The sequence below is a fragment of the Citricoccus muralis genome (assembly GCF_003386075.1).
GTDB lineage: Bacteria > Actinomycetota > Actinomycetes > Actinomycetales > Micrococcaceae > Citricoccus > Citricoccus muralis.
The window spans coordinates 3,404,520-3,423,749 of sequence record NZ_QREH01000001.1 but is presented as its reverse complement, the minus strand read 5'-3'; the positions used below and the strand labels follow the sequence as shown (position 1 = coordinate 3,423,749).

Sequence of the window (19,230 nt, the reverse complement as noted above, 5' to 3'; positions counted from 1 at the left end):
GTGGCCTCATGAGCCTTGCCCCCGCCCTCACCACCGACCTGTCCTCCCAGCGCACCCTGGCCGGGCGCACAGCCCAGCCCGTCGGGCTGGGCTGTATGAACCTCAACCACGGGTACTCCGGGTTCCTCGCGGACGAGGATGCCGTCACGATGGTCCGCACCGCCCTGGACGCCGGGGTGGATCACTTCGACACGGCCACGCTCTACGGCGCCGGCCACAACGAGGAGGTGGTGGGACGCGCCCTGGGAGCGCACCGCCAGGACGTCTTCTTGGCCTCCAAGGGCGGGTTGACCGGTGGTCGGGACGGCGGGATCGACGGCCGCCCGGAGACCCTCCGCCACCAGGTCGAGGACTCCCTGCGCCGCCTGGGCACCGAGTTCATCGACCTCTACTACCTGCACCGGCTCGATCCGGACGTCCCGGTCGAGGAGAGCGCCGGCGCCCTGGCCGAGATGGTCCGGGCCGGGATGATCGGCGCCTACGGCCTCTCCGAGGTCTCCGCTGCCACCCTGGAGCGAGCCCACGCCGTGCACCCGGTGGCCGCCGTGCAGAACGAGTACTCCCTGTGGACCCGCAACCCGGAGTGGGGGTTGCTGGACGCCTGCCGCCGCACCGGTGCCGCCCTCGTGGCTTTCTCCCCCGTGGGACGCGGGTTCCTCACCGGTACGGTGCAGGACCCCGCTGCCCTCCCCCAGGGGGACATGCGGCACCGGATGCCGCGGTTCTCGGCGGAGCACTACCCGGCCAACCTCGCCCTGCTGGAGCCCTTCCGCGCCGAGGCGGAGCGTCTGGGCACCACCATCGCGGCCCTGTCCATTGCCTGGGTGCTGGCCCAGGGACCGGACGTCCTGGCCATCCCGGGGACGACGTCGGCGGCGCACCTGACGGAGGACCGTTCCGCTGAGCAGGTGGTCCTGACCGCCGAGGACGTGGCCCGGATCGACGAGATCATCAACCATGACACCGTGCACGGCCACCGGTATGCCGTGCAGCAGCGGGCCAGCATCGACACTGAAGACGAACCCGCCGCGCCGCCGGAGGCCTGAGGCCTGCCCGGACCCCGGTCCCCGGGAAGCCGCCGGCTGGCGCCCGAGGCCGGCCGGCCGGCGTCGGGCCCCGTCACGCTTTCCGCAGTCCGCATACCTGCCGGTACAGTGGTCCCGGCCGCTCCCTGCCAGGGGATGCCCTCCCCTCACAGGGACGCCACCGAGGAAAGCGAGGACGGACATGGAACAGGGTCTGGAAAACCTGCGGAACGAAGTGTTCCGCCGCAACCCCGGAGAAAGCGAATTCCACCAAGCCGTGACCGAGGTGTTCGAAGCCCTCGGTCCCGTGGTCAACCGCCATCCCGAGTACGTCGAATCGGGCATCCTGCGCCGCATGTGCGAGCCCGAGCGCCAGATCATCTTCCGCGTCCCCTGGGTGGACGACAACGGCTCCGTGCAGATCAACCGCGGCTTCCGCGTGGAGTTCAACTCCGCGCTCGGCCCGTACAAGGGCGGACTGCGGTTCCACCCGTCCGTGTACCTGGGCATCATCAAGTTCCTCGGCTTCGAACAGATCTTCAAGAACGCCCTGACCGGCATGCCGATCGGCGGCGGCAAGGGCGGCTCGGACTTCAACCCCGCCGGGCGGTCCGACGCCGAGATCATGCGCTTCTGCCAGTCCTTCATGACCGAGCTCTACCGTCACATCGGCGAGTACACGGATGTGCCCGCGGGGGACATCGGCGTGGGCTCCCGGGAGATCGGCTACCTGTTCGGCCAGTACAAGCGCATCACCAACCGCTTCGAGTCAGGTGTGCTCACCGGCAAGGGCATGTCCTGGGGCGGTTCGCTCGTCCGCCCGGAGGCCACCGGCTACGGCGCCGTGATGTTCGCGGACCAGATGCTGCGCACCAAGGGCCAGGCCATGGACGGCCAGACCGTCCTGGTCTCCGGTTCCGGCAACGTGGCCGTCAACGCCATCGCCAAGTCCCAGCAGCTCGGGGCCAAGGCCATCACCGCTTCGGACTCCTCCGGCTACGTGGTGGACGAGGACGGCATCGACCTGGACCTGCTCCGCGAGATCAAGGAGGTCCAGCGCGGTCGCATCTCCGAGTACGCCGAACAGCGCGGCGGCAAGGCCCGCTTCGTCGCCGACGGCAGCGTGTGGGACGTCCCGGGCACCGTGGCCCTGCCCTCGGCCACCCAGAACGAGCTGGATGACAAGGCCGCGCAGGTCCTCATCAAGAACGGGGTGGCCGCTGTGGCCGAGGGTGCCAACATGCCCTCCACCCAGAAGGCCACCGAGCTCTTCATCGAGGCTGGCGTGCTGTTCGGCCCGGGCAAGGCCGCCAATGCCGGCGGCGTGGCCACCTCCGCACTGGAGATGCAGCAGAACGCCAGCCGGGACACCTGGAGCTTCGAGGACACGCACGACAAGCTCGAGAAGATCATGTTCGATCTGCACGACCGCTGCCTCGAGACCGCCGAGCAGTACGGCTCCCCCGGCAACTACGTGGTGGGCGCCAACATCGCCGGCTTCGTCAAGGTCGCCGACGCCATGCTGGCCCAGGGCGTCATCTGAGGCCGGTCAGCGCCTCCCGCTGCTCCTGAGTCAGCCGCACGGGGCGGCCCGTGGCGGAGTCCACGAACACCATGGTCGTCCCGGCGGTGACACACTCGGTGCCGTCCACTCCGTCATGGATGGAGTAGGCCACTTCGATTGAGGCACCTTTCGCGGCGGCCACCCACACCCACACGCGGGCCGGGACGGTGCGGTACTCCAGGGGCCGCCGGTAGCGGATCCGGTGCTCGGAGATCAGCGCCTGCACGGTGTCCGGCACCCCGTCCAGCAGGGACACCGGCGCTCCGATTCCGGCGGCGCCCGTACCCGCCGGAACACCGAAGGCGTGGATGCGGGCCTCCTCCAGGATGGAGGCGATCCTCACGTTGTTCACGTGCCCGTAGGCGTCCATGTCCCCCCAGCGCAGGGCGATGTCCACCCGGACGCCGGGCCCGCCGCCGTCGGGCCGCGGTTCGACCGCGCCGGTCAGGGGCTCAGCGTCCATGGCCGGCTTCCGGAGCCACGACGGACAATTGGGCGGTCATCGGCCAGGTCTGCGGCCGGGCCTCCGTCCGCCCGGCGTCCAGGATGCCGAGGTCCTCGAGCTGGCGGGACAGCGTGGCCCCGTCCGGCCCGTAGCACCAGGGCACGCCCGGGGTGGTGTCTCGGGGATCGTTGGCGCGGCCGCCGGCCAGGACCGCCTGTGAGGGCGTGAGCTGCCGGATCACGATGGCCCGCACCTTGTCCGGGTGCCGGCGGGCGAAGTCGGCATAGATCTCCGGATCGTGCTGGCCGTCGTCACCGATGAGCAGCCACCGCACGCCGGGGTAGTCCCGCGCCAACCGATCCAGCTGGGAGACCTTGTGCTCCAACCCGGAGCGGAACCAGCGGTCCTCCGTGGGCCCCCAACTGGTCAGCAGCAACGGCCCGAAAGGGTAGAGGTTGCGGGAGAGGAACCGGGACAGGGTCTGGGCCACGTTCCACGCGCCGGTGGACAGGTAGATCACCGGAGACGCGGGCTGCTGGTCCAGCAGCCGGTGCAGCATCACGGCCATCCCCGGGGTGGGCGTACGGGCATGCTCATCCAGGACGAAGGAGTTCCAGGCGGCCAGGAAGGGCCGCGGCAGGTAGGTGACCACCACGGTGTCATCCACGTCCGAGACCACGCCGGTGACCACATGGTCGTCCACGATGTACACGTCGCTCGTGGCGGGTTCACTGCCGTTGGACTGCAGCGTGACGGTCTGCCAACCGGGCTCCAGCTCTGCCTCGACGACGGCGTCCACCAGGCCTCCGCGGTCCGCGCGGACGGTGAAGCTCTGTCCTCCGGCGGTGATCTGCACGAGTGCATAGGGCACGGGCGGTGAGGTGAAGTTGTGCCAGCCGCGCATGCCGTCCTCGACCATCTTGGCCAGGCGGCGCCCATTCTCGAACGCCTCGTCCGGGGCCATCACCACGCGTGAGAGGACCCGGATCCAGCCGGTGGTCCCGTAGCCGGTGAAGGACATGACGGTGGGCATCAGGCCCCGCCGGATGGCTGACTTGCGGCGGAAGGCATGCCATCGGTCCTGGAGCATGGTGGCCACGTGCTCGGTGATGAGGGGTTCCCGTTCTTCCACCAGGGGGGACGGCGGTGCGTCCACGGCAGCAGCGTGCGGTGCGGGAATCCGGTCGGCCATACACCCCAGTATTCACCACGTCACGGGCGGAGCTCACACCGGGCCCCGCAGTGTCCGCTCCCGGCGCACGGCATGTCCCGCGGACAGACCCGGAGGATAGGCTGGCCCCATGTCGAGCGCACTTCCAGCACCCAGCGAACTGCGCCGCATCGCCATCACCGCGGCGGCCGCCTGCGCCCCCCGCCTGGTCCGCGCCTTCCGCTCCACCCCCGCGGACCTCAATCTGACCATCAAGCGCTCCTCGCATGACCTGGTCACGGTGCATGACCGCGCCACTGAGGACGAACTGGTCCGGCTGCTCGGTGAGGCCGTGCCGGGCAGCCGCTTCATCGGCGAGGAGGGGGGCGCCCGGGGCTACGATCCCAGGCCTGCTGGCTCAGGCCAGGCCGCCGGTCTCCCCGCCGACGCACACCGTCTCGAGTGGATCATCGACCCGATCGACGGCACCGCCAACTTCGCCCACGGCTTCGCGATGTTCTCCATCTCCATCGCCGCGGCGGTGGACGGCGAGGTGGTGGCCGGCGTGGTGCTGGACCCGGTGAACGGGCTCGAGTTCTCCGCCGACGAGGTCGGGGCGTACCTCAACGGTGTGCGCTTCGGGGCCGAGACCGCGTCCGTGGATGCGGCCCACCTTGTGGACGCCGTGCATCTCGCTGATCCTCCCGCCGAGCCCGCCATGAACCTCGTGACCTCCTATCCCTCCGCGGAGGCCCTGGAACTGGACGGCCCCGTGGCACTGGAGCGCTTCGGCCGACTGGTCGACTCCTATGCCACCGTCCGCCGGACCGTCTCCGGTGCTTTGGAGCTGGCCTTCACGGCGATCGGGTGGGCGGACGTGACCCTCGGGGTGGACACCAACCCGTGGGACGTGGGCGTCGGCCAGTTGCTGGTGCGCCGGGCCGGAGGCCACTACCTGGCCCTGTTCTATGACACGGACGGCCCCGAACGCCGCCCCGCCCACCTGGCCCCCTGCTACGTGGCCGTGGCCCCGGGGCGGGTGGCGCCGACGGCGGTCCGGGTGCTGGAGGAGACCGTGGCCGTCCGGCGCACCGCCGGCTACCGGCGATGATGCCGCTCCTGCCCGCTCCCCTCCACACGTTCCCGTCCTGACGCTTCCTGACGCTCGTCGGCTACCGGCTCGGCGGCTGGCCCCCGGGACCACCGCTGGGAGGCGCGCCGCCGGGGTTCCCTGCACCGCCGGCGGGTGGCATCCCGTCAGTGGAGGGTTCCGTGGTGGTGTCGATCGGCACGTCGATCGTGACTGTGTAGCCCTGCTGCACCGACCCGGTGGTGGTTCCGAGCTGTTGGGCCGCCGAATCGTCGCTGAAGACGTTGTCCGAGGCCAAGGTGACCTGCGCCAGGTTCTCGGCCGAGCCCGCATAGGCCTCCAGGGCGAAGACGCTTGAACTGCTCGCCTCCGCCATGGCGATCTGGGAGGTCAGCACCGCATTGGTGGCGTCCGTGATGGAGTCCAGGTCCGGGAAGACCTCGAAGTGGATGTGCGGCCAGCGGCCGGTGTAGCAACCGGGAAAGATCGTGGTGAAGGTGACAGTGCCGTCCTCACCGGCCACCTGGACCCCACGCAGGTAGGTCTCCTCCACCACGGCGTCCGAGTACATGGAGTACTGTCCGGCGGCATCACAGTGCCATACGTAGACGGCGGCGCCGGTCATGGGGACATTGCCACCGGCCATGTCGATGATGTTCATGGTGAGGGTCAGTGGCACACCCTCGGCTGTGGCACCGCCGTCTATCGAGGAGGTGATGTCACTGCGTTCCACTCCCGATTCCTCCAGGACGTCCGGACCATTGGAGCCATCGCCCGGATAGGGTCCGGCGGTCTCCCCCGGTGTCTCGACCAGTTCGGCCTGCGCTGACGATGCCGAGGAGCTGGCCGCCGGCGATCCGGAGGCCGAGGCGGCGGTCGAACCGTTCTGCTCGGAGACCGGGGCACAGGCAGCCAGCAGCACGGCGCCGGCGCCCAGGCCGAACGCCCCCAGCGCCTTCCGCCGGGAGACCAGGGTGCCCAGATCGAACGCGAGGCCTTGGTCCTCCACGTCCTCCTCCGGCCGGTCCAGCATCCGGCCTTCGAATAGCTTGCTGTTCTCGCGTCGTCTCATCCCGAGGTTCCTTTCGCGTGCGGTTCCGTTCCACTGTCACCCGGCTCCCTATGACGGTGCTGTGACGGCGCTGAGCCACCCCTAGCAGGAACCCTCTCGGCACGGGACAATGAAAGTGCCCGCTGACCGGGATCTCCACGTTCCGACCCACGGTCCCGGCCCGGGCATGGCACCCCGCAGGGGATGAAGGAGGACGGGCCATGATGTTCGAACACCCGGATGACGAGGCGATCCTCGTCCTGGACGAGGACCAGTGCTGGCAGCTGCTGGAGAACACCCGCCACGGGCGGTTGGGTTTGCGGGTGAATGACGAGCTGGACCTCGTGCCGGTGAACTTCAAGGCCGCTGACCGCAAGGTCTACTTCCGCACGGCGCCCGGCAACAAGCTGGCCGAGCTGACCATCAACCCCAAGGTCATCTTCGAGGCAGACGGCATCCTCTCGGACCAGGCGTGGTCTGTCCTGGCCCGCGGCACCGCCCGCGTGCTGGAACTGGAGGACGAGATCGAGTTCGCCGAATCACTGGCTATTGACCCCTGGGTCCCCACGTATAAGGATTTCTTTGTAGAGGTCACGGTCAACCGGGTCACCGGTCGGCACTTCATCTTCGGTGAGCATCCCGAGCGCTTCGACTAGCAGCAGGACGCACACCGCACCATCTGATCCCCGGCAGCTGACGCTTCGCCGGGGATCAGTTGCGTCCGCCGGAGAACTATCCCAGGTGACTCGGCGCCCACATCCTCAACAGGGTCCTGACCACGACGACGGCCGGGCCCGGCCGCTTGAACGCCCGGGTGAGTGCCGGGCCGACCTCCTCCACGGGCACTTCCTCGGCTGGGACGCCGAAGGACCGGGCCAGGGCCACGAAGTCCGGCCGGTACAGTTCCGTGGCCGTGGCCTGGCCGAAGGTCTCTTCCATGTAGTCGCGCAGGATCCCGTAGCCGCCGTCGTCCACGATCAGCCAGGTCACGTTCGCCCCGTGCTGTTGCGCCGAGGCCAGCTCGGCGATCGAGTACATGGCCGAGCCGTCCCCGGCGACGGCCAGCACCCCGGGCCCGCCGGCCTCCGCCGCGTCGGCCAGGTCGGCCGGGTCGGCCAGCCCCACTGCTCCGCCGATCGCGGCTGGGAAGGCATAACCGAGGCCGCCGGCACCCTGGGCGGAGTGGAACTCGCCCGATTGGGCGTCCCAGCAGTTCCATCCCCAGTACGCCGCGATCGTCATGTCCCAGTACGTCTGCATCTCCGCGGGGACGGCGGCCCGGATGTCCGCCAGGAACCTCCGCTCGCGGGACAGCTCCTGCCCGTCCAGCCGGGCCTCGACCCTGCGGTGGGTCTCGGCCACCGCCTCGGCGGCGCTGCGGCCGTGCCAGTCGGCGCGCACCGAGTCCTCGGCCCCGGGTTGCGTGCCTGAGAGCGCCGCGACGATCGCGGCCAGGGCCTGGCCGGCGTCGGCCCTCACACCGAGTGTGGGGAAGTTGGATTCGAGAACCCGGGGTTCGGCGTCGACCTGGATGAGCCGGCCGCGAGGTTCGAGGGTGAAGTAGTTGGAGGTGACCTCCCCCAGCGAGGAACCGACGACGAGCAGCACCTCGGCATCCTCGAGCAGGTCTGTGACGTGGCGGTCCTCCACCCAGGAGCCGAGGGACAGCCGGTGGTCGTGCGGAAAGGCCGAGTTGCCGCCGGGGGTGCAGACCACGGGGGCGTCCAGCAGCTCGGCCACGCGCAGCAGCTGGCGGCGGGCGTCACCGGTGGAACGGCGCACTCCTCCCCCGGCGACGATCGCGGTCCGGTGGGAGGTGGCCAGCCACCGCACGGCCTCGTCGATCAGCTCCTGCCGGGGTGGATGGTCGTAGGGCACGGCCAGGGCATCCTCCACGGGCGGGACCATGACCTCGCCGAGCAGCACATCCTGTGGGACCTCCACCCACACGGGACCCTGCGGAACCGTGATGGCCGCGGCCCAGGCGTCCTGGATGGCGGACGGAATCCCGGAGGGGTGGTGCACGCTGAACTGCGTCTTGGTCACGTTCTGGGCCGAGGCCTTCTGGTCATCGAGCTGGTGCAGCATGCCCTTGCGGCGGGCACCCAGCCCGGAGAGCGGGATCTGTGAGGCGACGACGACGACCGGCACCGCGGTCGCGTACGCCTCCTGCAGCCCGGACAGGGACGTGAGGGCGCCGGGCCCGGTGGAGAGGAACAGCACCCCGACCTCGCCGGTGGCCCGGGCGTAGCCGTCGGCGGCGAAGGCGGCATTGTTCTCCACCCGGGATGAGACGTAGTGCAGCTCCGAGCGGGAGAGCGCGTCGAAGAGTCCGAGCGCGTGCTGGCCGGGGATCCCGAAGACGGTGCGGGCGCCGAGGGCCTGCAGGGTCTCGATCACGAGGTCGCCGCCGTTGCGGCGGGTGCGGTTGCGAGTGGTCATGCCCGTTCCCCCAGCAGGCCGATCAGGTCATAGGCCACGTGGGCGGCGGCGATCCCGGTCAGCTCGGCGTGGTCATAGGCCGGGGACACCTCTACGACGTCGGCGCCCACCAGGTCGAGGCCGCGCAGGCCGCGCAGGATCTCCAGCAACTCCCGGCTGGTCATCCCACCGGCCTCCGGGGTGCCGGTGCCCGGCGCGTGGGCCGGGTCCAGGACATCGATGTCCACGGAGATGTACAGGGGCCGGCCCTCCACGCGGTCACGCAGCCGCGCGACGATCTCGTCCACGCCGAGGCGGTAGACGTCCGAGCTGGTCATGATGCCGAAGCCGAAGCGCCGGTCATCCTCCAGGTCCTTCCTCCCGTACAGGGGGCCGCGGGTGCCCACGTGGCTGATGGCGTCGGTATCGAGGATCCCCTCCTCCACAGCACGCCTGAAGGGTGTTCCATGGGTGTACTCGGCCCCGAAGTACGTGTCCCAGGTGTCCAGGTGCGCGTCGAAGTGCAGCAGGGCCACCGGGGATCCCGCGCGTTCGGCGGCCGCCCGCAGGAGCGGCAGCGCGATCGTGTGGTCTCCGCCGAGCGTCATCAGCGAGGCCCCGTCCTCGGTCAACTCCAGCGCGTCGGCCTCGATCGCCTCGATCGCCTCGTGGATATTGAAGGGGTTGACCGCCAGGTCCCCCGCGTCGGCCACCTGTACCTGCGCGAAGGGCGAGGTGTCGGTGGCGGGATTGTAGGGGCGGAGCAGGCGGGAGGACTGCCGAACGTGCCCCGGCCCGAACCGGGCGCCGGGCCGGTAGGAGACTCCGGAGTCGAAGGGCACCCCGACGACCTTGACGTCGGCCTTCCGGCCGGTTCCCTCGACCTCATCGAGTCGCGGCAGCAGGGCGAAGGTCGGGGCGCCGCCGTAGCGGGGCACCACGGCTGAGTTCACCGGTCCAAGACGGCCGTTCTCCGTCACTCGCGGAATGTTGAGCATGTCAGGTCCTTTCGTATCGATGACTGTGCTTCATGGCACGGTGCCCGGGTGATCAACGGGTCAGCGCGCCTCCCGCCCGACCAGCGTCCAGAGGACCACGGCGTCCTGGCGACCCGGATTGATCCAGCTGTGCGGCTCGGCGCCCGGGAACGTGGCGGTGTCTCCGGCGTCCAGTGGCAGCTCGCCGTCCGAGGTGACCAGCACGAAGGACCCGGTGACCACGTGCAGCGCCTCCACGGCGCAGTCCATGGTGTACAGGTCCGTTTCGCCGCGCCCGCCGGGGGCGATCACCGCACGGATGATCTGCAGCGAGCGCCGTCCGGGTGGGGTGAGCAGCTGTTCGGTGATCCCGTCTCCGCCCAGGTTCACGTGCGGCGCGGCGGCCAGGCGGACGACTCCGGTCTCGGGGGCATCGAGGACTTCCCCGGGCGCCACCCCCAGGACCTGGCAGATGTCCACCAGGCTCGAGACAGACGGGCTGGTCAGGTCCCGTTCCACCCGTGACAGGAATCCTTTGGTGAGGCCGGCGAACTCGGCGACCTGGTCCATGGTCAGCCGCCGCTGCTGGCGCAGCGCCCGCAGGCGCCGGCCGATCGCCGGATCAGCCGCGGCGGGTCGGATGGGCAGTGATTTCAAGCGTCAACCTCCCGGGGCCGGCCGACGACACCGAGGTTGTCTGGCGGTAAACATGGGTTTACCGTATACCGCAACGAATGTGACCAACAACACGTGCGGGGCCCGTCATGCAGACGTTGAACATCGTGATCATCGCCGTCTACCTCGCCAGCATGCTGCTGTTCGGCTGGTGGGGCCGGCGCCGGACCAGCGGCACCTCTGACTACCTGGTCGCCGGGCGGCGCCTGGGCCCCTTCCTGTATACCGGGACCATGAGCGCGCTCGTCCTCGGGGGCGCCTCCACGGTCGGCGGCGTCGGCCTCGGCTACGAGTACGGAATCTCCGGGCTGTGGCTGGTGACGGCCATCGGCGTCGGCGTCCTGTTGCTCAGTCTGCTGTTCGCCCCGACCCTGCAGCGCCTGAAGATCTTCACCGTCTCCCAGATGCTCACCCTGCGGTACGGTTCCGAGGCCACGCAGGTGTCCTCGATCGTCATGCTGGCCTACACCCTGATGCTGGCGGCGACCTCCACCGGTGCCTATGCGTCCATCTTCGTGGTGCTCTTCGGGTGGGACCGCTGGCTGTCCATCGTGGTGGGTGGCGGCATCGTCCTCGTCTACGCCGTGGTCGGCGGCATGTGGTCCATCACGCTGGCAGACATGGCCCAGTTCCTCATCATGACCGTGGGCCTGTTCGCCCTGATGCTCCCCCTGTCCCTGGCGCAGGCCGGTGGCTGGAGTGGACTCGGGCAGCGACTGGATGCCGAGTTCTTCGACCTTGGCGGCATGGGCCTGCAGTCGATCCTCACCTACTTCGTCGTCTACACCCTGGGGCTGCTGATCGGCCAGGACATCTGGCAGCGGGTGTTCACGGCCCGCTCGCCGCAGGTCGCCCGCTGGGGCGGAAGCGCAGCCGGCGTCTACTGCATCCTCTACGGCGTGGCCGGTGCGGTCATCGGCATGGCCGCCGCGGTCGCACTCCCGCAGATCGAGGTCCGCGACGACGTCTTCGCCACCGTGGCCTCACAACTGCTGCCCGTCGGCCTGGGCGGGATGGCCCTGGCCGCCGCCGTGGCGGCCATGATGTCCACCGCCTCCGGCGCACTCATCGCCGCCGCCACCGTGGCCCGGGCCGACGTCGTGCCCCTGGTCCGCGGCCTGCTCGAACGCCGGCGGACCCGCCGTCTGGACGCCGCTGCGGCACACGCGCAGGCCGAGGCCGATGCGGCCGAGGCGAAGGACTTCGAGGAGGACGTGGACACCAACCGTTGGTGGGTACTGGGACTGGGCCTGTTCGTGCTGGCCCTGGCCATCGCGGTCCCGGATGTGGTGGCCGCGCTGACCATCGCCTACGACATCCTCGTCGGTGGCCTGCTGGTGGCCATCCTCGGAGGTCTGGTGTGGCCCCGCGGCACCGGGGCGGGGGCAGCGTGGTCCATGGCGGCCGGCACGCTGGGAACCCTGGCCACCATGATCACCCTGGAGGTCCAGGCAGAGGAAAGGTTCGCGGGCGTCTACGCCAATGAGCCGATCTACGTGGGCCTGGCCGCCTCGGTGCTGGTATACACCGTGGTCAGCCTGCTGACCACGCCCACGCACCCCTCCGTGCTGGCGGCCTGGCGCCGCCGCACCGTGGAGGGGGCTCCCGAGGAGTTCGTGCGGAGCCGCCACGTGGTCGACCACCGCTGAGGGGTCAGATCACCCAGATCGCCAGGGCCCCGAGCACGGCGAGGGCCACCACGAGGACCATCATCCACAGCACGGAGAAGACGTCGGCCTCCACCCGCTCCCGGGCCACGCCGAGGGACTGGAGCCCGTACCGCCGGCGTTGGGTGAGGTGGATGGCCATCGCCGCCAGCCCGCACAGTCCGGCCGGTGCCAGTGCCGCGAGGCCGACCGTGGCGTACCAGCGCAGGAACATCACCGCCGCCACGAACAGGGCGAGCAGAGTCCGGTCCCAACTCATCACGGTCCGCTCGGGCTGCAGCCCGGGGTCCCGGTGCAGGGCCTCGGCAGGCGGCCGGGCGGGAGGCCGGCGCATGGCTCAGGCCGGCCGGATCAGCAGGAACACCAGCAGCACGACGGCGGCCACCGCGCCCCCGGTGGCCAGCACCGGCACGATGAGCGGCAGGGGCAGCGGCCGGCCATGCCGCATGGCGCGCTCCACGCGTACCCAGCGGAATCCGGCCGTCAGGGCCAAGAGGGCGGCCAGGCCCAGCAGCACCGTGCCGAGCACCGTGCGCGTCAGAGGGTCGAAGACGGACCCGGTGAACGCCTCCACCGCGATGCCGCCGGCCAGCAACGCCAGGGAGGTGCGGATCCAGGCCAGGAAGGTGCGCTCGTTTGCGAGGGTGAACCGGGGGTCGGGTTCCCGGCCGCCGTCGAGGATCTTCTGTGCCACCGCACCGCGCGCGGGAGGTTCGGAGCGCTCTGGTGTTGCCATGCCCCCAGAGTAGACTGGACGGGCCGGCAATCCGGCACCCACCTGCGCTGACTGGAGCCTCGTTTCCCATGCCCGAAGCATCGTCCTCCCCCCGCCCCGGATCTCGGCCCGGCACGGTTGAGGCGGAGCCGACCCGGGACCAGATCCGGCGGTGGCGCCGCTATCTGGCGGATGAGATCGCCGAGGCGGAGATCTACCGGGTCATCGCTCGGCGCAAGGAGAGCCCGGAGCGGGAGATCCTCCTGGGCCTGGCCACGGCGGAGAAACGCCACGAGGACCACTGGCGGCTGTTGCTCGGCAATCGTGCGGAGAACCCGCCCCGCCCGTCCCCGCACCGGATCCTGTTGCGCTGGCTGGCCAAGGTCTTCGGCTCGGTCTTCATCCTCGCCCTGGCCCAGCGTGCCGAATCCGATTCGCCCTATGCCAAGGACCAGCACGCCACTCCCGCCATGGTGGCGGACGAGGCCATCCACGAGGAGGTCGTCCGCGGGCTGGCGTCCCGGGGACGCGAGCAGCTCGCCGGCAACTTCCGAGCTGCTGTCTTCGGCGCCAATGACGGCCTGGTGTCCAACCTTGCCCTCGTGATGGGCATCGGGGCCACCGGAGTGGCGAACTCGGTGGTGCTGTTCACCGGTATTGCTGGCCTGCTGGCCGGGGCGCTGTCCATGGCCGCCGGCGAGTTCGTGTCCGTGCGGTCCCAGCGTGAACTGCTCGAGGCGTCCTCCCCCACCCAGGTGACGCTCGAGGCGGCCGAGCACCTGGACCTGGACCAGAATGAGCTGGTGCTCGTCTACCGGGCCCGTGGCATGAAGGAGGAGGACGCCGTCCACCGCGCCCAGGAACGGCTCGGGTACTTCAGCTGCGACTGCGATCCGTCCTTCTCCGCCCACCCGGACGGCTCCCAGGGTCCGGTGGACTACTCGGACGACCATGAGGCCATCGGCAGCCCGTGGAGTGCCGCCTTCTCCAGCTTCTGCTTCTTCGCCTCCGGAGCCATCATCCCGGTCATCCCCTACCTGTTCGGCATGGGAGGGCTCCCCGCCGTGGCCCTGTCCGCGGTGCTCGTGGGCCTGGCCCTGCTGTGCACCGGCGGCGTGGTCGGACTACTCTCCGGGGCCTCGCCCTTCAAGCGCGGCCTGCGCCAGCTGCTCATCGGCTTCGGCGCCGCCGCCGTCACCTACCTGCTGGGCCTGCTGTTCGGTGCCAACCTCGCGTAACGCTGCGGTCTGCCGCACTCGCCGCCGCACTGAACGCCCTGGCGCTCCGATGTTTGACGTGGGCGCTTCCCGTGCAAGGATGAATGAGAAGGATCTACAAGAAATGGAGGTAGCAACATGCGTGGAAGCAACCTTGTCTGGACCATCGTGGGCATCCTGGTCGCGATCGCCCTGATCATCTGGATCGTCTCGGCTCTCTGAGAGTCAGGCCCATTCAGTAGACCGACGCCGGCCCCCTCCTTCCAATGGAAGGAGGGGGCCGGCGTCGTTGATGGGGTGTCGGTTCAGCCGTTCAGGAGCTGCCTCATCAGGTCGGCGGTCTCGGAGGGGGTCTTGCCCACCTTGACGCCGGCGGCCTCGAGGGCTTCCTTCTTGGCCTGTGCGGTGCCGGAGGAGCCGGAGACGATGGCGCCGGCGTGGCCCATGGTCTTGCCCTCCGGGGCGGTGAAGCCGGCCACATAGCCGACGACCGGCTTGGTGACGTTGGCCTTGATGAAGTCGGCCGCGCGCTCCTCGGCGTCGCCGCCGATCTCGCCGATCATCACGATGGCCTTGGTCTCCGGGTCCGCCTCGAACGCCGCGAGGGCATCGATGTGGGTGGTTCCGATGACCGGGTCGCCGCCGATGCCGATGGCGGTGGAGAAGCCCAGGTCACGCAGCTCGTACATCATCTGGTAGGTCAGCGTGCCGGACTTGGAGACCAGCCCGATCGGGCCCTTGGAGGTGATGTTGGCCGGGGTGATGCCGGCCAGCGCCTCCCCGGGGGTGATGACGCCGGGGCAGTTCGGGCCGATGATCGTGGTGGTCGGCTTGCCGTCGGCGTCGGTGCGGGACTCGGCCAGAGCGTAGAACTCGGCGGTGTCCTGCACCGGGATGCCCTCGGTGATGACCACGAGCAGCGGCATCTTGGCCTCGACGGCCTCGATGGCAGCATCCTTGGCGAACTTCGGCGGCACGAAGGCCACGGACACATCGGCGCCGGTCTTCTCCATGGCCTCGGCCACGGAACCGAAGACGGGCAGTTCGACCTCGGAGCCGTCCGCACGGCTGTGCGTCACGGTGGTGCCGGCCTTGCGGGCGTTCACGCCGCCGACGATGTTGGTGCCCGCCTTGAGCATCAGGGCGGTGTGCTTGGTGCCTTCGCCGCCGGTGATGCCCTGGACGATGACCTTGGAATCCTTGTTCAGGTAGATCGACATGAGTTGAGGGGTCCTTACTTGTCAGCCGGCGCGGTGTTGGCGAGTTCAGCGGCCTTGTCGGCGCCTTCGTCCATGGTGGTGGCGAGGGTCACCAGCGGGTGGTTGGCGTCGGAGAGGATCCGGCGGCCCTCCTCGACGTTGTTGCCGTCCAGGCGCACCACGAGCGGCTTGGTGGCGGCGTCGCCCAGGATCTCGAGGGCCTTGACGATGCCGTGAGCGACCGCGTCACAGGAGGTGATGCCACCGAAGACGTTCACGAACACGGACTTGACCTGCTCATCGTTCAGGATGACGTCCAGGCCGTTGGCCATGACCTCGGCCGAGGCGCCACCGCCGATGTCCAGGAAGTTGGCGGGCTTGACGTTGCCGTGGTTCTCACCGGCGTAGGCGACCACATCCAGCGTGGACATCACGAGGCCGGCGCCGTTGCCGATGATGCCGACCTGGCCATCGAGCTTGACGTAGTTGAGGTCGTTGGCCTTGGCCTTGGCCTCCAACGGGTCCTCCGTGCGCTTGTCCACCAGCGATGCGTGACCCTCCTGGCGGAACTCGGCGTTCTCGTCCAGGGTGACCTTGCCGTCGAGGGCGACGATGTCACCGGCGCCGGTCTTGACCAGCGGGTTGACCTCCACGAGGGTGGCGTCCTCCTTCTCGAAGACATCCCACAGCTTGACCAGGACGTCCGCGACCTTGCCGCGCAGCTCCTCGGGGAAGTTGGCCTCGGCCACGATCTTGGCCGCGGTCTCGGCATCGATGCCGGTCAGCGCGGAGACGGGAACCTTGGCCAGGGCCTCGGGGCGCTCAACGGCGAGCTGCTCGATCTCCATGCCGCCCTCGACCGAGCACATGGCCAGGTAGGTGCGGTTGGAGCGGTCCAGCAGCACGGAGAAGTAGTACTCCTCGGCGATGTCGGCGCCCTGGGCGATCATGACCTGGTGGACCGTGTGGCCCTTGATGTCCATGCCCAGGATGTCCTTGGCGTACTGGAAGGCCTCGTCGGCGGTCTTGGCGACCTTCACGCCGCCGGCCTTACCACGGCCACCGACCTTCACCTGGGCCTTGACGACGGTCACGCCGCCAATCTTCTCAGCGGCCGCCTTGGCCTCTTCCGGAGTCTGCGCCACGATGCCAGCCAGCACGGGAACGCCGTGTGCCTCGAACAGATCGCGCGCCTGGTATTCATACAGGTCCACGGGTTGCAGTCCTTCTACGTCGAAAACGGGGACGGTCGGTTTCCGCGAGCGGCATCAGGCACACCACAGTGCAGTGACGAAGGGCGTTTCCACCCCTGACATCGACCGGAGCATGTCCGGCACGGCGGAAGCCGGCCGGAAGCCCAGGGATTCCCCGGGCGTTCCATCCCATACCTTAGTCCACGGCGGGACCGGTCGGTTATTCCACCGGGCGGTCACTCGACCTTGCTCAGTGGGGCATACCGCAGCAACAGCCGTTTCTCGGTGCCGTTGAAGCTCACCTTGGCCACGATCTTGTCACCCTGGCCCTCGAGGCTCAGGACGGTGCCGCGCCCGAAGGTTCCGTGTTCCACGTGATCCCCGGGACTCAGTGAGACCATCTCCTTCTGCGGCTGCACCCGGGTGCGGGCGGCCCCACGCTGGGGAACCTTCAGCTCCGCGTCCTCCGCATAGCTGCCCGACGCGCGGGCGGGCCGGTTGGACGTCGGCCCACCGGCCCCCCAGTGGGAGCCGGAGAACCGCTGCGGATAGCGCGATTGAGAGCCGGACTGGCCGTACTGACCGTTCTGCCCGCCGTGGCCGCCGATGGAGCCGCCACCCCATCCGCCGGACGCTCCCCCGGCGAATCCGGCGGGGCGTGCGGAGCCCTCCCGCTCCCAGTCCAGCAGGCTCTCGGGAATCTCTCCCAAGAACTGGCTGGGCGGGTTGAACTGGTGCTGCCCCCACAGGGACCGGGCCTCCGCACGCGAGACGAACAGGCGTTTCCGCGCCCGGGTCAGGCCCACGTAGGCCAGCCGGCGCTCCTCGGCCAGCTCCTTCTCGTCCGTCATGGACCGCGAGTGCGGGAACACCCCGTGCTCCATGCCGGTCAGGAATACCACCGGGAACTCCAGGCCCTTGGCCGTGTGCAGGGTCATGAGGGTGACCTGGCCGAGCTGTTCGGCCAGCTCCGCCCCCTCCTCGTCCGAGGCGTCCGGCAGCTGGTCGGCATCGGCCACCAGGGCCACCTGTTCGAGGAAGTCTCCCAGTGTCCCGCCGGGGTTGTTCTTCTCGAACTCCCGGACCACGGCCACCAGTTCGCCGAGGTTGTCCGCCCTGGACTCGTCCTGCAGGTCCTCGGAGGAGCGCAGGGCGGTGAGCATGCCGGTCTGCTCCAGCACCGCTTCCAGGGCGGTGGCGGCGTTCGAGGTGGCGGCCACTTGGGCCAGGTCGTCCATCATCTGGACGAAGCCGTTGATCGCCTTCACCGATCGGCTGGCCATCGCGGGCGCCTGGTCCGCCTGCCGGAGGGCCTCGAAGAAGGTCGACCGGTTGCGCGTCTGCAGTGCCGCCACGGCGCCTTCGGCGCGATCCCCGATCCCGCGCTTGGGTTCGTTGAGGATGCGGCGCAGGTTCACGTCGTCGTCGGGATTCTCCAGCACGCGCAGGTAGGCGAGCGCGTCCTTGATCTCCTTGCGGTCGTAGAACCGTGTGCCGCCGATGACGCGGTACGGGATGCCCTTGGTGACGAGGCGTTCCTCCAGCGATCGGGACTGCGCGTTGGTCCGGTAGAACACGGCGACGTCGGCCGGCCGGATTCCGTCCTCGTCCTGCAGCCGGTCGATGGTGGTGGCGATCCATTCGGCCTCGGCGGACTCGTTCTCGGCCGCGTAGCCGATGATCTTCTCCCCCGCACCCTCCGCGGTCCACAGGTTCTTGGGCCGGCGCTTGGGGTTCTTGGAGATCACTGCGTTGGCGGCGTCCAGGATGGTCTGTGAGGAGCGGTAGTTCTGCTCGAGCTTGATGGTGGTGGCCTGGGTGTAGTCCTGCTCGAACTCCACGATGTTGCGGATGTCCGCGCCGCGGAACGCGTAGATGGACTGGTCCGAGTCGCCGACCACGGTCAGCTCGCCGCCGGTCGTCTCGACTCCGTCCGGCTCGTGGGCCGGTCCGGTCAGGAGGCGGACGAGGCGGTACTGGGCATGGTTGGTGTCCTGGTACTCGTCCACCAGCACGTGCCGGAAGCGGCGGCGGTAGTTGTCCAGCACGGCGGGGAACGCCTCGAAGATGTTGACCGTCATGCCGATGAGGTCGTCGAAGTCCATGGCGTTGGCCTGGCGTAGCCGTTGGGTGTACTCCAGGTACACGGTGGACACCGCCTGGGCGAACGGGTCCGACTCGGAGACGGTCGAGGAGTGGTCCTCTGCATCCACGAGCTCGTTCTTCAGCGCACTGATCTTGTTGAGCAGCGACTTGGGCGTGAACTTCTTGGGGTCCAGGTCATGGGCCTTGACGATCGAGGTGACCAGGCGCAGGGAGTCCGCGGAGTCGTAGATCGAGAAGTTGGACTTCAGGCCCACCGAGGCGGCCTCTCGGCGCAGGATGCGCACGCTCGAGGAGTGGAAGGTGGAGATCCACATCTTCTGCGCTGCCGGTCCGATCAGGGCGGAGATGCGTTCGCGCATCTCCGCGGCGGCCTTGTTGGTGAAGGTGATCGCCAGGATCTCGTGCGGCCGGGCCCGGCCGGTGGCCAGGGCGTAGGCGATGCGGTGGGTCAGTACTCGGGTTTTGCCCGAGCCGGCGCCCGCGACGATCAGCAGCGGGCCGCCGGTATGGACCACGGCCTGCTTCTGCTGCTCGTTCAACCCCTCCAGCAGCTCGTCGGCCGTCGGGGCGCGGTGGGCAGGGCCAGCGGAGGTGAAGGCCTCCGGATCCGCGCCGACTGGCTCGGTGGTGCGGGAGGTGAACAGGCCGGGCAGGGAGGTCTGGAAATTCTGGGGCATGGTGGCGTCCAGTCTACCGAGCGGGCCGGACACCCGAAGGGGCCGTCCACAGCGCCGG

The 19,230-nt window shown here is 69.4% G+C and carries 17 protein-coding genes; 6 read left to right on the top strand and 11 right to left on the bottom strand.

The annotated features are described in order from the left end of the window. Positions 1-8: 8 nt before the first annotated feature. Positions 9-1,046 carry an aldo/keto reductase gene (locus tag C8E99_RS15235; protein WP_115933013.1) on the top strand — a complete coding sequence of 346 codons (1,038 nt, stop codon included), beginning with the start codon at positions 9-11 and terminating at the stop codon, positions 1,044-1,046. A 181-nt stretch (positions 1,047-1,227) separates the two neighbouring features. Continuing rightward, positions 1,228-2,568 (top strand): NADP-specific glutamate dehydrogenase, encoded by a 1,341-nt coding sequence (gene gdhA, locus C8E99_RS15230; RefSeq protein WP_115933012.1) that lies wholly within the window; start codon positions 1,228-1,230, stop codon positions 2,566-2,568. Here the strand turns inward: gdhA and C8E99_RS15225 are convergent. Together C8E99_RS15225 and C8E99_RS15220 are read right to left on the bottom strand one after the other, a co-directional pair. Further along, positions 2,561-3,052: an acyl-CoA thioesterase gene (locus tag C8E99_RS15225; RefSeq protein WP_115933011.1), complete on the bottom strand. Its 492-nt coding sequence runs from the start codon at positions 3,050-3,052 to the stop codon at positions 2,561-2,563. The two genes, gdhA and C8E99_RS15225, sit on opposite strands and share 8 nt — an antisense overlap. Further along, the gene (locus tag C8E99_RS15220; RefSeq protein WP_115933010.1) at positions 3,042-4,226 is read right to left on the bottom strand and encodes an App1 family protein phosphatidate phosphatase; all 1,185 of its coding nucleotides are present in this window, start codon (positions 4,224-4,226) and stop codon (positions 3,042-3,044) included. The genes C8E99_RS15225 and C8E99_RS15220 overlap by 11 nt, the downstream gene beginning before the upstream one ends. A gap of 109 nt (positions 4,227-4,335) precedes the next feature. Here C8E99_RS15220 and C8E99_RS15215 point away from each other — a divergent pair, with 109 nt between their 5' ends. Continuing rightward, positions 4,336-5,295: an inositol monophosphatase family protein gene (locus tag C8E99_RS15215; RefSeq protein ID WP_115933009.1), complete on the top strand. Its 960-nt coding sequence runs from the start codon at positions 4,336-4,338 to the stop codon at positions 5,293-5,295. Positions 5,296-5,356: 61 nt separating this feature from the next. Here the strand turns inward: C8E99_RS15215 and C8E99_RS15210 are convergent, their stop codons facing one another. Next, positions 5,357-6,346 carry an intradiol ring-cleavage dioxygenase gene (locus C8E99_RS15210; RefSeq protein ID WP_115933008.1) on the bottom strand — a complete coding sequence of 330 codons (990 nt, stop codon included), beginning with the start codon at positions 6,344-6,346 and terminating at the stop codon, positions 5,357-5,359. Positions 6,347-6,546: 200 nt separating this feature from the next. On the opposite strand from C8E99_RS15210, the gene C8E99_RS15205 reads away from it, so the two are divergent. Then, on the top strand, positions 6,547-6,981 hold the full coding sequence (locus C8E99_RS15205; protein ID WP_115933007.1) for a pyridoxamine 5'-phosphate oxidase family protein: 435 nt from the start codon (positions 6,547-6,549) through the stop codon (positions 6,979-6,981). A 76-nt stretch (positions 6,982-7,057) separates the two neighbouring features. On the opposite strand, the gene C8E99_RS15200 is transcribed toward C8E99_RS15205, so the two are convergent. The 3 genes from C8E99_RS15200 to C8E99_RS15190 are packed head-to-tail and all read right to left on the bottom strand — an operon-like array spanning position 7,058 to position 10,380. After that, complete coding sequence (locus tag C8E99_RS15200) at positions 7,058-8,767, bottom strand: thiamine pyrophosphate-binding protein (RefSeq protein ID WP_115933006.1); 1,710 nt, start codon at positions 8,765-8,767, stop codon at positions 7,058-7,060. Beyond that, positions 8,764-9,744, bottom strand: a complete 981-nt coding sequence (gene speB, locus C8E99_RS15195) for an agmatinase (RefSeq protein ID WP_115933005.1) — start codon at positions 9,742-9,744, stop codon at positions 8,764-8,766. The genes C8E99_RS15200 and speB overlap by 4 nt, the downstream gene beginning before the upstream one ends. 60 nt (positions 9,745-9,804) lie before the next feature. After that, the gene (locus C8E99_RS15190; protein WP_115933004.1) at positions 9,805-10,380 is read right to left on the bottom strand and encodes a helix-turn-helix domain-containing protein; all 576 of its coding nucleotides are present in this window, start codon (positions 10,378-10,380) and stop codon (positions 9,805-9,807) included. A 107-nt stretch (positions 10,381-10,487) separates the two neighbouring features. Between C8E99_RS15190 and C8E99_RS15185 the strand changes: the two genes are divergently transcribed. After that, positions 10,488-12,047 (top strand): sodium:solute symporter family protein, encoded by a 1,560-nt coding sequence (locus tag C8E99_RS15185; RefSeq protein WP_115933003.1) that lies wholly within the window; start codon positions 10,488-10,490, stop codon positions 12,045-12,047. 4 nt (positions 12,048-12,051) lie between these two features. On the opposite strand, the gene C8E99_RS15180 is transcribed toward C8E99_RS15185, so the two are convergent. Together C8E99_RS15180 and C8E99_RS15175 are read right to left on the bottom strand one after the other, a co-directional pair. Then, the gene (locus C8E99_RS15180; protein ID WP_115933002.1) at positions 12,052-12,399 is read right to left on the bottom strand and encodes a DUF202 domain-containing protein; all 348 of its coding nucleotides are present in this window, start codon (positions 12,397-12,399) and stop codon (positions 12,052-12,054) included. Between the two features lie 3 nt (positions 12,400-12,402). Then, positions 12,403-12,801: a YidH family protein gene (locus C8E99_RS15175; protein WP_115933001.1), complete on the bottom strand. Its 399-nt coding sequence runs from the start codon at positions 12,799-12,801 to the stop codon at positions 12,403-12,405. Positions 12,802-12,869: 68 nt separating this feature from the next. Here C8E99_RS15175 and C8E99_RS15170 point away from each other — a divergent pair, with 68 nt between their 5' ends. Then, the gene (locus C8E99_RS15170; protein ID WP_115933000.1) at positions 12,870-14,018 is read left to right on the top strand and encodes a VIT1/CCC1 transporter family protein; all 1,149 of its coding nucleotides are present in this window, start codon (positions 12,870-12,872) and stop codon (positions 14,016-14,018) included. A 284-nt stretch (positions 14,019-14,302) separates the two neighbouring features. Here C8E99_RS15170 and sucD read toward each other — a convergent pair whose 3' ends face one another. From sucD to C8E99_RS15155, 3 genes are all read right to left on the bottom strand, one after another. Further along, complete coding sequence (gene sucD, locus C8E99_RS15165) at positions 14,303-15,217, bottom strand: succinate--CoA ligase subunit alpha (protein ID WP_115932999.1); 915 nt, start codon at positions 15,215-15,217, stop codon at positions 14,303-14,305. Positions 15,218-15,231: 14 nt separating this feature from the next. Then, entirely contained in the window at positions 15,232-16,410 is a 1,179-nt protein-coding gene (sucC, locus tag C8E99_RS15160; RefSeq protein ID WP_115932998.1) for an ADP-forming succinate--CoA ligase subunit beta, read from the bottom strand. Positions 16,411-16,625: 215 nt separating this feature from the next. After that, on the bottom strand, positions 16,626-19,172 hold the full coding sequence (locus tag C8E99_RS15155) for a UvrD-helicase domain-containing protein (RefSeq protein ID WP_115933536.1): 2,547 nt from the start codon (positions 19,170-19,172) through the stop codon (positions 16,626-16,628). Positions 19,173-19,230 lie beyond the last annotated feature (58 nt).

Bases quoted from the DNA above. Each gene is read 5' to 3' on its own strand.
- C8E99_RS15220 (WP_115933010.1), bottom strand. From the start codon at position 4,226: ATGGCCGACCGGATTCCCGCACCGCACGCTGCTGCCGTGGACGCACCG.
- gdhA (WP_115933012.1), top strand. From the start codon at position 1,228: ATGGAACAGGGTCTGGAAAACCTGCGGAACGAAGTGTTCCGCCGCAAC.
- C8E99_RS15180 (WP_115933002.1), bottom strand. From the start codon at position 12,399: ATGCGCCGGCCTCCCGCCCGGCCGCCTGCCGAGGCCCTGCACCGGGAC.
- C8E99_RS15215 (WP_115933009.1), top strand. From the start codon at position 4,336: ATGTCGAGCGCACTTCCAGCACCCAGCGAACTGCGCCGCATCGCCATC.
- C8E99_RS15205 (WP_115933007.1), top strand. From the start codon at position 6,547: ATGATGTTCGAACACCCGGATGACGAGGCGATCCTCGTCCTGGACGAG.
- C8E99_RS15175 (WP_115933001.1), bottom strand. From the start codon at position 12,801: ATGGCAACACCAGAGCGCTCCGAACCTCCCGCGCGCGGTGCGGTGGCA.
- C8E99_RS15185 (WP_115933003.1), top strand. From the start codon at position 10,488: ATGCAGACGTTGAACATCGTGATCATCGCCGTCTACCTCGCCAGCATG.
- C8E99_RS15200 (WP_115933006.1), bottom strand. From the start codon at position 8,767: ATGACCACTCGCAACCGCACCCGCCGCAACGGCGGCGACCTCGTGATC.
- sucD (WP_115932999.1), bottom strand. From the start codon at position 15,217: ATGTCGATCTACCTGAACAAGGATTCCAAGGTCATCGTCCAGGGCATC.
- C8E99_RS15170 (WP_115933000.1), top strand. From the start codon at position 12,870: ATGCCCGAAGCATCGTCCTCCCCCCGCCCCGGATCTCGGCCCGGCACG.
- C8E99_RS15235 (WP_115933013.1), top strand. From the start codon at position 9: ATGAGCCTTGCCCCCGCCCTCACCACCGACCTGTCCTCCCAGCGCACC.
- speB (WP_115933005.1), bottom strand. From the start codon at position 9,744: ATGCTCAACATTCCGCGAGTGACGGAGAACGGCCGTCTTGGACCGGTG.
- C8E99_RS15225 (WP_115933011.1), bottom strand. From the start codon at position 3,052: ATGGACGCTGAGCCCCTGACCGGCGCGGTCGAACCGCGGCCCGACGGC.
- C8E99_RS15155 (WP_115933536.1), bottom strand. From the start codon at position 19,172: ATGCCCCAGAATTTCCAGACCTCCCTGCCCGGCCTGTTCACCTCCCGC.
- C8E99_RS15210 (WP_115933008.1), bottom strand. From the start codon at position 6,346: ATGAGACGACGCGAGAACAGCAAGCTATTCGAAGGCCGGATGCTGGAC.